The organism is Rhodopila sp. (genome assembly GCF_965277825.1).
Classification (GTDB): domain Bacteria; phylum Pseudomonadota; class Alphaproteobacteria; order Acetobacterales; family Acetobacteraceae; genus Rhodopila.
In genome coordinates this window covers 3,712,998-3,726,952 of record NZ_OZ255846.1, presented here as the reverse complement: position 1 = coordinate 3,726,952, position 13,955 = coordinate 3,712,998, and the positions used below count along the sequence as shown (strand labels likewise).

Here is a 13,955-nt window from a genome sequence, read left to right as displayed (position 1 = left end):
TGGACGTTCCGATGAAACCCTTGCTGCGCAGCTTGAACGGCGAAGCGGTGTGGCCACCACCGGTGTGGCTGATGCGCCAGGCCGGGCGCTACCTGCCCGAATACCGCAAGGTGCGCGCCGGCGTCCCTGATTTCGTCGCGCTCTGCACCACCCCCGACCTCGCCGCCGAGGTCACCCTGCAGCCGATCCGACGCTATCGCTTCGACGCGGCGATCCTGTTCAGCGACATCCTGATGCTGCCCTGGGCGCTGGGCCACGGACTGGAATACAAGCAGGGCGAGGGGCCGGTGCTGCCGCCCTTGCGCGATGCCGCCGGCGTCGAAGCCCTTGACCCGGCCAGGGTTGCCGACCGGCTTGCGCCGATCATGCAAACCGTCCGCCTGGTGCGAGCCGGACTGGCCGCGGAAGGCTTCGCCGACACCACCCTGATCGGCTTCGCCGGCGCCCCCTTCACCGTCGCCTGCTACATGGTCGAAGGCGGCGGCTCGAAGGATTTTGCCGCCGTGCGCGCCATGGCCTATGCTCAGCCGGCACTGTTCGGCCGGCTGATGGACGTGCTGACCGAAGCCACCATCGAATACCTCTCCGCCCAGGCCAGCGCCGGCGCCGAGGTCCTAATGCTGTTCGACTCCTGGGCCGGCGTGCTGTCGCCGTCGCTGTTCCGCACCCATTGCGTGGCGCCAGCCACCCGCATCGTGGCGGCGCTGCAGGCGCGCCATCCGGGGCTGCCGCTGATCGGCTTTCCCCGGCTGGCGGCACTGCTGGCGGGCGACTACGCCGCCACCGGCGTGAACGCCATCGGCGTCGACACCGGCAGCGATATCGCCAAGGTAGCGGCGATGCTGCCGCCCAGGATGGCGCTGCAGGGCAACCTCGACCCGCTGGCGCTGGTCGCCGGCGGTGCGCCGATGGCGGCGGAAACAGCTTCAATCCTGCACGCCATGAAAGGCCGCCCGTTCATCTTCAACCTGGGCCACGGGATAGTGCCGCAGACCCCGCCCGAACACGTGGCGGCGCTGCTGGAGCAGGTTCGTGCCGGATAAGCTTGCCATCGTCCTGTTCAACCTCGGCGGCCCGGACCGGCCCGAGGCCATCCGGCCGTTCCTGCTCAACCTGTTCAGCGATCCGGCGATCCTGCGGGTGCCGTTCTTCGTGCGACCGTTTCTTGCCCGCATCATCGCCCGAGCTCGCGTCGCCCCCGCCACCGCCAACTATGCCCTGCTCGGCGGCCAGTCACCGCTGCTTGGGCTGACCCAGCAACAGGCAACCGCCCTGCAGACCGCGCTGCCCGAGGTCGATGCACGCTGCTTCATCGCCATGCGCTACTGGCACCCGTTCAGCCTGGAGGCAGCCCGCGCGGTCAAGGCCTGGGCACCCGACGAGATCATGCTGCTGCCGCTCTATCCGCAGTATTCGACCACGACCACCGGCAGTTCGTTACTTGCGTGGCGACAGGCCGCCGCGCGCGCCGGGCTGGCGGCGCAAACCACCATGCTCTGCTGCTACCCGGTGGACCCGGCGTTCGCCGCCGCCACCGCCGCACTCGTCAGCGCCGCCTACGAACGCGCCCGGACCACCCTCGACAGCACGGTGCCGCTGCGCGTGCTGTTCTCCGCGCACGGCCTGCCCGAGGTCATCATCAAGGGCGGCGATCCCTATCAGTGGCAGGTCGAGCAGACCGTCGCCGCGGTGCTGGCGGCGTGGGGCGCCACGGTGGACCACACCATCTGCTACCAGTCCCGCGCCACGCCGCAAAAATGGATCGAACCCAGCACCGACGGCGAGGTCGAGCGCGCCGCTAGGGACAAGACCGCAGTGTTGGTTGTGCCCATCGCCTTCGTCTCGGAGCACACCGAAACCCTGGTCGAACTCGACGTCGAATACCGCGAACTGGCCGACAAGATGGGCGTTCCCGGCTACTTCCGGGTGCCGACGCAGAACGCGGATGCCGGCTTCATCGCCGCGCTGGCCGGCCTGGTGCGGCGGGCCAGGCGGCTCGGCCCGGGACTGTGCAGCGGCTCCGGCGGCCGGCTGTGCGACATGGGCTGCGCTGGGTGCCCGTTTGCGGCGATGGCCGAAGCGGCTTGAGCCGGCTCGCCAACCGCCTTGCCTTAGCACTTGCTTAACCTCCATGGCCTAACCAGAGGCGTCCGAACACGCCCCTTTGGAGGCCCAATGCAGTTCCTTCGTCTCGGTTTACGCGCGCGACTTTTTGCTGGATTTGCCACGCTGGTTGCGCTGGGCCTGGGGATTGCCGCGTTCGGCATGGTTGGCTTGTCGGATGTGACGCAATCGGTCGGCAAGATGGAGGCGATCACCGCCAACGTGGTGCGGGTGCAGCAGATCGACAGACAATTCGATAAAATCCAGCGAGCCGCCAACCGGTTCCGTATCGAGGCCAATCCGGCGTCGTTGAATGAAATGACCCAGGCCGAAGCGCGCGCCTCGACACTGTTGGCCGAAGCCGCCCAGGCGACATCGTCCGAGCAGCATCGCAAGCTATACGGCGAGATTGCCGCGGCGCTCCGCCTGGCCATCACCGAGCGTGAGGCGTTTGTGCGGGCCTATCAGACCGGATACGCCGAACGGGCGAAGCTGTTTACCGGCGGTGACGTGCTGACCGCGGCAACCGGACGGCTGGTCGACGTCAGCGTTGCCGGAGCCGACGCGAAGCTGTCACTGGCGGCCGGACAGGTGGACGCAGCGATGCTTCTGGTGCGGGTGGCAAATTGGCGTTTCCTCGCGACGCTCGATCCCAAGGGGCCGGCAACCTTCAAGGCAAGCCAGGCGAAGGCGACAGCGGCGCTGGACAGTTTCGAGCAGCTAGCGGACGACGGTGTGAAACCGCTGGTCGGTCCGGTTCGCCAAGCCCTCACGGCATACGCGGTCAGCTTTGAACGGGCTTCGGCCAGTCTGATCGAAGGCACTGATCGCCTGAACAATGGATTGCGGCCGGCTATCACATCGATGCAGAAACGGACTGACGAGGCGCTGGCGTCGCTGCAGCAAGGGTTCGACGAAAATGCGGCCTCCTCGAAAGCCGACGCAGGCTGGACCATGTGGCTTCAGGCGATCGTGGCTGGCGTCGCCGGCTTGATCGGTATCGCCCTGGCCTTCGTCATCGGCCGCGGCATTGCGCGTCCGGTTGCCAGCATGACCGAGGCGATGACACGCTTGGCGCAAGGCGATCATGATGTCGAAGTCCCGGCACGCGAGAACAGTGATGAGATCGGCCACATGGCGCGCGCGGTTGAGGTGTTCAAGCAAAACGCCATCCAGACCGCTCGTCTGACCGCGGAACAGGCAGCCGAGCGCGACGCCAAGGACCAGCGGACGCAGCGGCTTGACGCGCTGACCCGGGCGTTTGAGGCCAAGGCCGGGGAATTGGTCGGACACGTGTCTTCGGCGGCTACCGAATTGCAGGCCACCGCGCAATCGATGACCGGCACCGCTGGTCAGACGACGCAGCAATCCACCACGGTCGCCGCGGCAGCGGAGCAGGCCAGTGCCAACGTGCAGACGGTGGCGGTTGCGGCCGAGGAGTTAACGTCCTCGATCACCGAAATCTCGCGCCAGGTGGCGCAGTCGGCGAAGGTCGCGGGCAAGGCGCTGGAGGATGCCAAGCGCACCGACGACGTGGTGCAGGCGCTGGCCGAGGGTGCCCACAAGATCGGCGAAGTCGTCGGCCTGATCAGCAACATCGCCGGCCAGACCAACCTGCTGGCGCTGAACGCGACGATCGAGGCGGCCCGGGCCGGTGATGCCGGCAAGGGCTTCGCCGTGGTCGCTTCCGAGGTCAAAGGCCTGGCCACGCAGACCGCCAAGGCGACCGACGACATCGGCCGCCAAATCACCCAGATCCAGACCGCGACCAGGAATGCGGTGGAGTCCATTCGCGGAATCAGCACGACGATCGGTGAAATCAGCGCTATCGCCGCCGCCATTGCCGCGGCAGTCGAACAACAGGGATCCGCCACGCAGGAGATCGCCCGCAACGTGCAACAGGCTGCTACCGGCACCCAGGAGGTTTCGTCGAACATCGTCGGCGTCAGCCAGGGTGCCAACGACACCGGCGCCGCGGCCAATCAGGTCCTGGGCGCCGCGCAGGAACTTTCCCGGCAAGCCGAACAGCTTCGCAGTGAGGTCGGTGGCTACATCGCCGGGGTCAAGGCGGCGTAGGCGCCTCGACCGGATTGAGATAGCAGCCCGGCTGGGCTTGGATCAGGCAACGGCAACTCGCCGCTTACTCGATCTCGGCGCTCGCAATGACCGTGAAGCAATCCTCGCGGAACCAGGCCGTGTCGCCCGCGACGAGTTCCACAGCCGCGTAACCCGCAACATGACCCTCATCCTTCACGACGCGCGGCGCCGTTGACCGATCGAACATTGGTTTCGCGCAACGGCACCACAGCGGATAGTCGGTAAGGACTGCATTCCCACCAAGCCGACCGAGAACACGGGTATTGAGCGGCAGGTTTATCCACGAGGTTCCCAGCGGAAACGTCACATGCGCGGTCTTGACTTCCGACCCACCGCCACGGCGTTTCACCTGCTGCCACGCACCCAGGAGCCCAGCCCGCCATGCCGATCGACCACATCGTCGTGCTGATGATGGAGAACAACGGCTTTGACCGCATGCTGGGCTGGATGGGCGCCGTTGGCCGCGACGTCGATGGCATCGATCCGGCGCATCCCGCCTCCAACCCCGACGGCGTCGACGGCGGCGTCGTGCTGCAGGGCGAAACCCGCACCCGCAACATCGATCGCGACCCGCTGCACTACCTGGCGAACTCGATCGCCCAACTCGACGGCGGCTCCAACCAGGGCTTCGTCACCGACTATGTGCGCACCCACCCGGCCAGCACGCCCGAGGAACGCCGCGAGATCATGGCCTGGTACCCGCGCGGCTTCCTGCCCGCGCTGCACACCCTGGCCGAACACGGCGTTGTCTTCGACCACTGGTTCGCCTCGATGCCGGGGCCGACCTGGATGAACCGGCTGTTCGCCCATAGCGGCACCGCACTGGGTCACGTCGCCGAACCCTCCAGCCTGTTCAACCCGGGCCTGCACCTCTACGACGAGCGAACGCTCTACGACGAGCTGACCGACGCCGGCGTGCCGTGGCGCATCTATTACGGCGATGTGCCGCAATCGCTGGTGCTGACGCATCAGTGGCTCCACTTGCGCAACTACCGCGCGTTCCGCCACTGGCAGGCCGATACCGCCGCCGGCGACCTGCCGGCCTACAGCTTCATCGAGCCAACCTATTTCGGCCCCGACCAGAACGACCAGCACCCGCCGCACGACGTGATGCGCGGCGACGCGCTGATCGCCGCGGTCTATAACCCGCTGCGCGCCAACCAGGCCCTGTTCGAGCGCACTCTTCTGATCGTGGTCTACGATGAACACGGCGGCTTCTTCGATCATGTCGTACCGCCCAGGACGGTGCCGCCGGACAATCACACGCAGAACTTCGGCTTCGATCGTTTGGGCTTTCGCGTGCCGGCGATCTTCGTCTCCCCGCTGCTCGATCCCGGCGTCGCGCACGCCGTCTATGACCACACCAGCCTGCTGAAAATGGCCGCCGGCAAATGGCCCGGCGTCAAGCCGCTTGGCGCCCGCGCAAGCCAGGCGAACGACCCCCTGGCCGAGCTGCACTGGCGAAGCGAACCGCGCACCGACCTGCCGCCGGCGCCGGTCGCGCCTGACATCCAGCCGGCCCGCGGCGTGTCCGGGCTGACCGGGTTCAAGGCGTCCCTGTTCGGCCTGTCACAGCATCTGGAAAGCCTGATCGACCACCCCGGGCACCGCGGCGCGCTGATGGCCCGCGCGCACGAGGCGCTAGACGACAGCATCGCGCAGGGACGACTGGCGGTCGATCGGACCCGGGGCTTCCTCGACGATCACGGACCCACTTCGAGCCTTGGCCGAGGCCATCACCGTGGCCTGTTTGGCAGGCTGTCGCGGTTGTTTGGACGGCGCCGCTGACTGACCTTTGGCGAATTTTGATTACTGACCGCCCTGCTGGATATGTTCGGCGCCGCGCAAAACGAGCGGTTCGCGTTCGACAGCCGGGCGCCCCCCGATCTGTCGTGGATGCTGATGGGCGGTTCGATGCTGGCGATCGGTGCGATGGGTTACCATCTAGGCTCGTCCGGCACCCCATCAGGTCGTGCTGACCTCGCTGCTGCTGGTGATGTGGGCCGGCGGCATGGTGCTGATCGCCGATCTGAACCGCTCGCGCGTCGGCGAAATCCGCGTCGATCCGGCGCCGCTGCGCTGGACCGTCCAGGGGTTCGACCAGCAACGTTGAGACGATTCCGGTCTGGCAGAATCACGACCCGCCTTCATCCGCGCCACATGCCGCGCAGCGCCTCGCGGCAGCGCCTCGCTAACGTCGTCACGCTCGGACCAACCACACTTTGTTCTTGCTTTATCTCGTAAAAAACGATAAGAACAAAAAACAAACAGCCGCAACCCGACCGAACGCTCGATCCGTCCAGATCCCACTCAGATTCCCCCCGGTTCCCACCCAAACCCCGGACCCGCCATCCTCATGTCAATGTCGGCTTCAGCTTCCTCCACACTCCCCGCCGCCCTGCTGGCCAGCCGGACGTTGCAAACCGTGGTCCGCTTCCTGATGCCGTATTTCTCCATCGACTGCCCCGACTTCGCCGCTACCAGCACCGAAATCCTCGAATCCCTGGCCTCCTACGGCCCGCGCAACCGCGCCGAACTGTTTGCCGCCGCCAAGCTCATCGCCTGCACCTTGACCGCGCTCAGCGCGATGGCCGAAGCCGAGGGCGCCGATCTGACGCCTTCGATGCGGCTGCGCTTCCGCGCCTGCGCCAACAACGTCAATCGCCACGCCAACCAGGCCCAGCAAAGCCTGGACAAACGCCAGGCTCACGACATCTCCGCCAACCACATCCCCGCCGACCACATCCCCGCCGACCACATCCCCGCCGACCACATCCCCGCCCACTACATCCAAGTCGATGAAGACGCGCCCGAGGCTGCGGCTAAGGATGCTGAGGTCATCGAAAAGCTGCGCCAGACCAAGCTGATGATCGAGGCCTCCCGTCAGCGTCTGGCCGAATCCGACCCCGAGGCTGCCCGCCGGCTGTTCCCCGCGCAACTGATCCCCGACGAACCCCCGGCCTGGATACGCGAATCCCTCATCGCCGCCCGCGCCGCGATTTCGCCCCACGCCGCCACACCACCCCACGCCACGATCCCGCCCCACGCCACGATCCCGCCGGGCGCTGCCCCGTCCGCCTGAGATCCCGTCCGCCTGACACCCCGTCCGCCTGACACCCCGTCCGCCTGACACCCCGTCCGCCTGACACCCTGTAGTTCCGTGGGTTAGGCGCGGTGGCGTCGCCAACGTGCACGATCGCCGCGACCAGTCCGGCCGCTCGGTCCAATTCAACACGAAGACACAATGACACAAAGCAAGGAGGGGTCATTCTTCAGCCGTCTGGTCGATGCTTCCGGCGCGCATCCCGGCCAATCGGCCCCGCATTTGACCGCGTCCCAGGCGCAGCGTCCAAGGCGCATGAATCATACGCTAAAACAAAGCGCTAGCGCGAATACGAGGTACCCGGCACCAGCTCAGCGTTGAGCAGAACGCGCGCCAGTCGCTTTAATCAACGCTGAACCCCATAGATCCAAAACACTCAGAAATCTTGGTGTCATTGTGTCTTCGTGTTGAAACCGAACCGATCAACCACGAAAACGCCTGACCCATCGGCCACAGCCCCAACGCGCACCTGCCAGCGAGCGTCAAAGTCTCACCCATCCACAACGGTCTCGACGAAAACAACCCGCCCCGCCTGCGAGCAAACCCAAAGCGCCAACGCGTGCCGCGGTCAACAAAAATCGTCCGCCCTCACCGCCCGGTCAGCAACCGCTCCATCAACTGCTTCACCGACGGAATAAACCCGTTCGAATAGAACGGGTCCTTGCTGAACCGATAAGCGTTGTGGCCGCTGAACATCAGGTTGCGCTCCACCGCCGCCGGCTCGTCGCTCTGATGGGCGATGTCCTGCAGCGTCTTCTGGATGCAGAAGCTGCGCGGGTCAGCCTTCTTGCCGTTGCTGTGGTCCGCCTCGTGCTGCGCCCAGTTGGAGAACCGGCAGGTGCTCAGGCAACCCATGCATGCGGTCTGATCCGCTAGGATCTCGCGCGCCTTCGCCGGCGTGACGAACACCAGCGTCGAATCCGGAGTGCGCAGCGCCTCGGTGAAGCCCTGCCGTTCCCAGCCGAGGACGCGCGCGCGATCACCGGCGGTCAGGTAAACCGTCCGCTTGCGCGGCCCGACGCCATATTCCGCGATGTGCTCGCCGATCGCCTCGCTGGTGAAGGCGACCTGGCGCTCGCTGCGCTCCCGCAGTTCCTGGATGAACCCGTTGTTCACCGCGCTGGAGTAGAACCCGGTCGGGCTGAACCGGTTGAGGAAGACGTCGCCCTCCTTCAGGGTCATCAGCCGCTGTTTCCAGGCGTCCCCGATCGGGCTTTCCTGCGTCAGCAGCGGGCGCGTGCCGAATTGGAAGGCGATCGGGCCGAGGTCGGGGTTGTCGATCCAATTCTCCCACTCCTCCAGGCACCAGACCCCGCCCGCCATGATGATCGGCGTGTCGTGCAGGCCGAAGTCACGCATCACCTTGCGCAGCGCCATCACCCTGGGAAACGGGTCTTCCGGCCGCAGCGGGTCCTCGCCGTTGGACAAACCGTTATGCCCGCCGGCAAGCCAGGGGTCCTCGTAAACCACGCCGCCCAGCAATTCCGCGGTCTTCGAGTAGGCCCGCTTCCACAACGCATTGAACGCGCGCGCCGAGGAAATGATCGGGTAGTAGTGCACATTGAACTTGGCGGCGATCTCGGACAGCCGATACGGCATGCCGGCGCCGCAGGTGATGCCGTTGATGATGCCCTTGGCCTGCGCCAGAACGTCGGTGATGATGCGTTCGGCGCCGCCCATTTCCCACAGGATGTTGGCGTGGATCCGCCCCTTGCCGCCGGTCACCTCCCACGCTCGCCTGGCCTGCGCCAGCGCGCCCTGCACCGCGTAGCCGACCAGTTCCTCGTGCCGCTCGCGCCGGGTGCGGCCATGATAGACCTGCGGGATCGCCCGCCCGTTGACGTCGAAGCTGTCGGCATTCACCGCGCTGAACGTGCCGACACCACCGGCCAGCGCCCAATTGCCGGCGGACAGCCCATTGGAGATCGACACCCCCTTGCCGCCTTCCACCAGCGGAAGCACGTCAACTCCGCCCATCCGTATCGCGTTGATCAGTCGCATGGCCGCATGTCCCTTGAATGGCCAACCCCTGGCAAGCCCTGAGGTCACTATGACCCCCGTTATTGTTGTGCCCGCTCAAGGCATGATTTCGTCACCGGGTCGCAACCCACCCGGCCGTGTTCGCGTCCTCGCTCGCCCCACCTCGGCATGACTGGAGCTGTTCATCGGAGACCCAGTCATCACCCGGCTCATGCCACGATGTCATGACCGGGTTCGGCCAGGCGCCCCCGACTTCATCGCGGTCTTCAGGACCAGACCGTACTCACTTCGACCACGCACCCTGAAAATCGCCCAGCCCTGAGTGTCCCAGTTCCATACCACGATCGCGCGCCGCCGTATGGACAGCGCCGCGCGATCACGCCGCTACTCCCCGACCACCGGCTGTTCGTGGTCCTCCGACGACGGTGAGCGGTCGAACCGGTCCCGCCGTTCGCCACGGTCCGGACGATCGCCGCCCCGATCTGAGCGTTCACGGTCCGGGCGATCACCGCCACGGTTCGGCTTGGCGCCGACCTGTTCGGTGATATCGGCGCCAGTCGCCTGATCCACCACCCGCATCGACAGCTTGACCTTGCCGCGGTCGTCGAAGCCGATGACCTTGACCTTCACCGCGTCGCCCTGATTGACCACGTCGGTGGTCTTGCCGACGCGGCCCTGGGTCAGCTCGCTGATGTGCACCAGCCCGTCCTTCGACCCCAGGAAGTTCACGAACGCGCCGAAATCGGCGGTCTTCACCACCTTACCGTTGTAGATCACGCCGATCTCGGGCTCCGCCACGATGCCGCGGATCCAGTCGATCGCCTTCTGCGCCTGGTCGCTGTCGACCGCGGCGATCTTGATGGTGCCGTCGTCGTCGATGTCGACCTTGCACTTGGTCTGCTCGACGATCTCGCGGATCACCTTGCCGCCGGTGCCGATCACCTCGCGGATCTTCTCCTTCGGCACGTTGATGATGGTGATTCGCGGCGCGGTCTGCGCCACATCGCCGCGTGCCCCGGTCAGCGCCTTGGCCATCTCGCCCAGGATGTGCATCCGCCCGTCGCGCGCCTGCGCCAGCGCGGTCTGCATGATGTCGAAGGTGATCGAGGTGATCTTGATGTCCATCTGCAGGCTGGTCACCCCGGCCTCGGTGCCGGCCACCTTGAAGTCCATGTCGCCGAGGTGGTCTTCGTCGCCCAGGATATCGGACAGCACGGCGAAACCGCGGTCTTCCTTGATCAGCCCCATGGCGATGCCCGCCACCGGCCGCTTCAGCGGCACCCCGGCATCCATCAGCGCCAGCGAGGTGCCACAGACGGTCGCCATCGACGACGACCCGTTCGACTCGGTGATCTCGGACACCACCCGCATCGTGTAGGGGAATTTTTCTTTCAGTGGCAGCAGTGGGTGTACCGCCCGCCACGCCAGCTTACCGTGACCGACCTCACGCCGGCCGGGGGAGCCCATGCGGCCCGCCTCACCCACCGAATACGGGGGAAAATTGTAGTGCAGCATGAAGTGCTCACGGTATTCGCCCAGCAGCGCGTCCACCACCTGTTCGTCCTGGCCGGTGCCCAGCGTTGCGACGCAGAACGCCTGGGTCTCGCCGCGGGTGAACAGGGCCGACCCGTGCGCCCTCGGCAGCACGCCGACCTCGGCGATGATCGGGCGCACGGTGCTCGTGTCGCGGCCATCGATGCGGATGCCGGTGTCCAGGATGGCGTTGCGCACCACATCGGCTTCCAGGTCGTGGAACAGCCCCTTGGCGGCATCCGGGTCGTGACCCTCGGCAGCCAGAGCGGCGGCGGCTTGCTTCTTGGCGGTGGCCACCTTCTCATAGCGGGTCTGCTTGACCCTCTCCTGGTAGGCCTCGGCGATGCCGGCCCGACCCAGCGCGTCTACCCGGCCCGCCAAAGCCGCCGCCTGCTCGGATTTTTCCGGCAGCGGCCAAGGTTCCTTGGCGGCGTGTTCGGCGAGTTCGATAATCGCCGTGATCACCGGCTGGAACGCGGCATGGCCGAACCGGACGGCGCCCAGCATGACGTCCTCGGACAGTTCCTGGGCCTCTGATTCGACCATCAGCACGCCCTCGGCGGTGCCGGCCAGGACCAGTTCAAGCGCGCTGGTCTGCATCTGCTCCCGCGTCGGGTTCAGCAAATACTGGCCGTCGCGGTAACCGACCCGAGCGGCGGCGATCGGGCCGAAGAACGGGATCCCCGAAAGCGTCAGCGCGGCGGAGCAACCGACCATCGCCACGATATCGGGATCGTTCTCGTTGTCGTAGCTCAGCACGGTGGCGACGATCTGCACCTCGTTGCGGAAGCCTTCCGGGAACAGCGGGCGGATCGGGCGGTCGATCAGGCGGCTTTTCAGCACCTCGGCCTCGCTCGGCCGGCCTTCGCGCTTGAAGAAGCCACCGGGGATCTTGCCGGCGGCGAAGGCTTTTTCCTGGTAGTTGACGGTTAGTGGGAAGAAATCCTGGCCCGGCTTGGCGGTCCTCACGCCAACGGCGGTGCACAGCACGATCGTCTCGCCGTACGAGACCAGCACCGAACCATCCGCCTGGCGGGCGATCTTGCCGGTCTCCAGCACCAGCTTGCGGCCGCCCCACTCGAGCTCCTTACGGAAGAAATTGAACATTCAGTGGTCCTTCAGATGCGCGGCATCGGCGGACAGCCGGACCGCGTTTCCGAAGGTCCCCGTTTCGGGCGGCGGGGTGGCGGCGTCTCGGGTAACACGGAGCGCGTGCTGCGTGCCCCAAAGAGGTGCCCCAAGAAGGGTCGCAGCCGCGGCCATGTGGCCGGAAACGCCGTCGCTGGTCCCGCGCCTTTCGGGGCATGCCGGATCGATGGTCGTGGTGTCCACCGCGTGTCGCAGTGTTGCCGGAGGTCTTCCTGCCCCCGCTCAGGTCGTCTTTTTCAGTCGACGGTGAGGAAATAGTGATCATTCCGCCCGTTGACTAGCTTTATCTTAAACCTCCGCCATCCAGGCGCATTCCCGCGCTTGTCCCGAACCGCCGAGCCTGCGTACAAAGGGCATCGGCTGGACCGGAAACGCCGCCCGTGCGGCCGGCAATGGCGACGGTGCGCTAACGCCGCAGGCTCAGCCGGCCGATCAGCGTCTGGTAGCGGGTCTGGTCTTTTCTCTTCAGGTAATCCAGCAGCCGGCGGCGCCGGCCGACCAGCATCAGCAGACCGCGGCGCGAATGGAAATCCTTGGCGTGGGTCTTCAGGTGTTCGGTCAGGTTGCCGATCCGTTCGGATAGTAGGGCGACCTGAACCTCGGGGCTGCCGGTATCGGCCGTCCCGGTCGCGTAATCACCGATCAGCGTCGTGCGACGCTCCGCCGTTATCGACATCAGGCATCTCCTGGATAGGGGTTCGAGGATGACGCGCGGCCCGGTCACAGTACCCTATTGGGTTACAGCACCCTGGCGGGCTTCAGCATGCCATCTTCCATATGGCACAGCCCGATCACGCGGCCCCCCGCCATGGCTCTGACCAACCCGCCATCGGGGTCGGCCGTCGCCGGAATCCGGCCCATCAGCGCGACCAGGCTGATGGCCTGGCCGTGTTGCAGGTCGGCGGCCTCCTGTTCGGTCAAGGCCAGCGCCGGGATGTCGGCCAGCGCGGTCGCGACCGGAAGCAGCAGGTCCGGGGAAGCCGGCGCGGTATCGTCCGGTTGGCGCAGTTTGTCCAGTGCAATTGCGTGATGCTCCAGGAACGGCCCGACCCGCAACCGGCGCAGCGCGGCGATATGACCAACCGTGCCGCAGGCCCGGGCGAGGTCGCGGGCCAGGCTACGCATGTAGACGCCCTTGCCCGAGGCGACCTCGAACAGCGCGGTATCGGGGTCGGGGCGGTCGATCAGCACGAAGCGGTCGACCCGGGCGGGACGCGGGTCGAGGGCCGGGGCGCGGCCGTCGCGGGCCATGTCGTAGGCCCGCTCGCCGGCCACCTTGATGGCGGAGAAGCTGGGTGGAACCTGCATGATGTCGCCGCGGAAGGCGGGCAGCGCGGCCTCGATCGCGGCATCGTTGGGGCGGTGGTCGCTGACTTCGGTGACCGCGCCGTCGGCGTCGTCGGTATCGCGGGCCTCGCCGAACTTCAGGGTGAAGCGGTACAGCTTGGTGCCGTCCATGACGTAGGGCACGGTCTTGGTGGCGGCGCCGAACGCCACCGGCAGCAGCCCGGTCGCCAGCGGGTCGAGGGTGCCGCCGTGGCCGGCCTTGCGGGCGTCGAACAGGCGCTTGACGCGGTTGACCACGTCGGTGCTGGTCATCCCGGCCGACTTGTCGATGATCAGCCACCCGTCGAGCGGGCGGCCGCGAGGCTTGCGGCGGGACATTGCTGGATGATCCGGTGCGGAGGGCAGCCGGCGGGGTAGGGGGTGGGTGCCCGGTTGTCAATCGGCGTTGATAGCGGGTCGTCCGTCGTGACGCCTAAAGCTTGGTCCTTGGCGCGACACCCAGCCCGAGGACTGCGAGAATGGCCCGGTTCAGGCGCACAATGTCGGCGTCGCCCAATCTGCCAACCCGCGCGCCGATTTTGGTCCCTGGGACAGTGGCACGCCGGTCCGTCACGGCGTCGATGAACGCCTGATCGTCCCGCGCATGGCGGCTGGCGGCTACCCGTCGCGTTCCAGTGCATCACGCCAGTCCTTTCGCGTAACG

The 13,955-nt window shown here is 66.5% G+C and carries 11 protein-coding genes; 6 read left to right on the top strand and 5 right to left on the bottom strand.

Translation table 11 applies throughout. The features are described from left to right. Positions 1–11 precede the first annotated feature (11 nt). From hemE to ACQY4T_RS18245, 3 genes are all read left to right on the top strand, one after another. The gene (gene hemE / locus ACQY4T_RS18255) at positions 12–1,043 is read left to right on the top strand and encodes a uroporphyrinogen decarboxylase (RefSeq protein ID WP_428533631.1); all 1,032 of its coding nucleotides are present in this window, start codon (positions 12–14) and stop codon (positions 1,041–1,043) included. Next, positions 1,033–2,088, top strand: a complete 1,056-nt coding sequence (gene hemH / locus ACQY4T_RS18250; protein ID WP_428533629.1) for a ferrochelatase — start codon at positions 1,033–1,035, stop codon at positions 2,086–2,088. The genes hemE and hemH overlap by 11 nt, the downstream gene beginning before the upstream one ends. A gap of 87 nt (positions 2,089–2,175) precedes the next feature. Further along, entirely contained in the window at positions 2,176–4,179 is a 2,004-nt protein-coding gene (locus ACQY4T_RS18245; RefSeq protein ID WP_428533627.1) for a methyl-accepting chemotaxis protein, read from the top strand. A 64-nt stretch (positions 4,180–4,243) separates the two neighbouring features. Here the strand turns inward: ACQY4T_RS18245 and ACQY4T_RS18240 are convergent, their stop codons facing one another. Further along, positions 4,244–4,549, bottom strand: a complete 306-nt coding sequence (locus ACQY4T_RS18240; protein WP_428533625.1) for a hypothetical protein — start codon at positions 4,547–4,549, stop codon at positions 4,244–4,246. 32 nt (positions 4,550–4,581) lie between these two features. Between ACQY4T_RS18240 and ACQY4T_RS18235 the strand changes: the two genes are divergently transcribed. From ACQY4T_RS18235 to ACQY4T_RS18225, 3 genes are all read left to right on the top strand, one after another. After that, entirely contained in the window at positions 4,582–5,988 is a 1,407-nt protein-coding gene (locus ACQY4T_RS18235) for an alkaline phosphatase family protein (protein WP_428533623.1), read from the top strand. Positions 5,989–6,172: 184 nt separating this feature from the next. After that, on the top strand, positions 6,173–6,313 hold the full coding sequence (locus tag ACQY4T_RS18230) for a hypothetical protein (RefSeq protein WP_428533621.1): 141 nt from the start codon (positions 6,173–6,175) through the stop codon (positions 6,311–6,313). 249 nt (positions 6,314–6,562) lie between these two features. Then, a complete protein-coding gene (locus ACQY4T_RS18225) occupies positions 6,563–7,282 on the top strand; it encodes a hypothetical protein (protein ID WP_428533619.1) in 720 nt (239 codons plus the stop codon). Positions 7,283–7,891: 609 nt separating this feature from the next. Here ACQY4T_RS18225 and ACQY4T_RS18220 read toward each other — a convergent pair. The 4 genes from ACQY4T_RS18220 to truB form a co-directional block, all read right to left on the bottom strand. Then, entirely contained in the window at positions 7,892–9,304 is a 1,413-nt protein-coding gene (locus tag ACQY4T_RS18220; protein ID WP_428533617.1) for an NAD(P)H-dependent flavin oxidoreductase, read from the bottom strand. A gap of 363 nt (positions 9,305–9,667) precedes the next feature. Then, positions 9,668–11,923: a polyribonucleotide nucleotidyltransferase gene (gene pnp / locus ACQY4T_RS18215; RefSeq protein WP_428533615.1), complete on the bottom strand. Its 2,256-nt coding sequence runs from the start codon at positions 11,921–11,923 to the stop codon at positions 9,668–9,670. 448 nt (positions 11,924–12,371) lie between these two features. Continuing rightward, entirely contained in the window at positions 12,372–12,641 is a 270-nt protein-coding gene (gene rpsO / locus ACQY4T_RS18210; RefSeq protein WP_428533613.1) for a 30S ribosomal protein S15, read from the bottom strand. 62 nt (positions 12,642–12,703) lie between these two features. Beyond that, positions 12,704–13,630 (bottom strand): tRNA pseudouridine(55) synthase TruB, encoded by a 927-nt coding sequence (gene truB / locus ACQY4T_RS18205; protein WP_428533611.1) that lies wholly within the window; start codon positions 13,628–13,630, stop codon positions 12,704–12,706. Between the last annotated feature and the right edge of the window lie 325 nt (positions 13,631–13,955).

Coding starts and splice junctions, on each gene's coding strand:
- hemE (WP_428533631.1), top strand. CDS start 12: ATGAAACCCTTGCTGCGCAGCTTGAACGGCGAAGCGGTGTGGCCACCA.
- ACQY4T_RS18245 (WP_428533627.1), top strand. CDS start 2,176: ATGCAGTTCCTTCGTCTCGGTTTACGCGCGCGACTTTTTGCTGGATTT.
- ACQY4T_RS18235 (WP_428533623.1), top strand. CDS start 4,582: ATGCCGATCGACCACATCGTCGTGCTGATGATGGAGAACAACGGCTTT.
- ACQY4T_RS18225 (WP_428533619.1), top strand. CDS start 6,563: ATGTCGGCTTCAGCTTCCTCCACACTCCCCGCCGCCCTGCTGGCCAGC.
- ACQY4T_RS18220 (WP_428533617.1), bottom strand. CDS start 9,304: ATGCGACTGATCAACGCGATACGGATGGGCGGAGTTGACGTGCTTCCG.
- pnp (WP_428533615.1), bottom strand. CDS start 11,923: ATGTTCAATTTCTTCCGTAAGGAGCTCGAGTGGGGCGGCCGCAAGCTG.
- rpsO (WP_428533613.1), bottom strand. CDS start 12,641: ATGTCGATAACGGCGGAGCGTCGCACGACGCTGATCGGTGATTACGCG.
- truB (WP_428533611.1), bottom strand. CDS start 13,630: ATGTCCCGCCGCAAGCCTCGCGGCCGCCCGCTCGACGGGTGGCTGATC.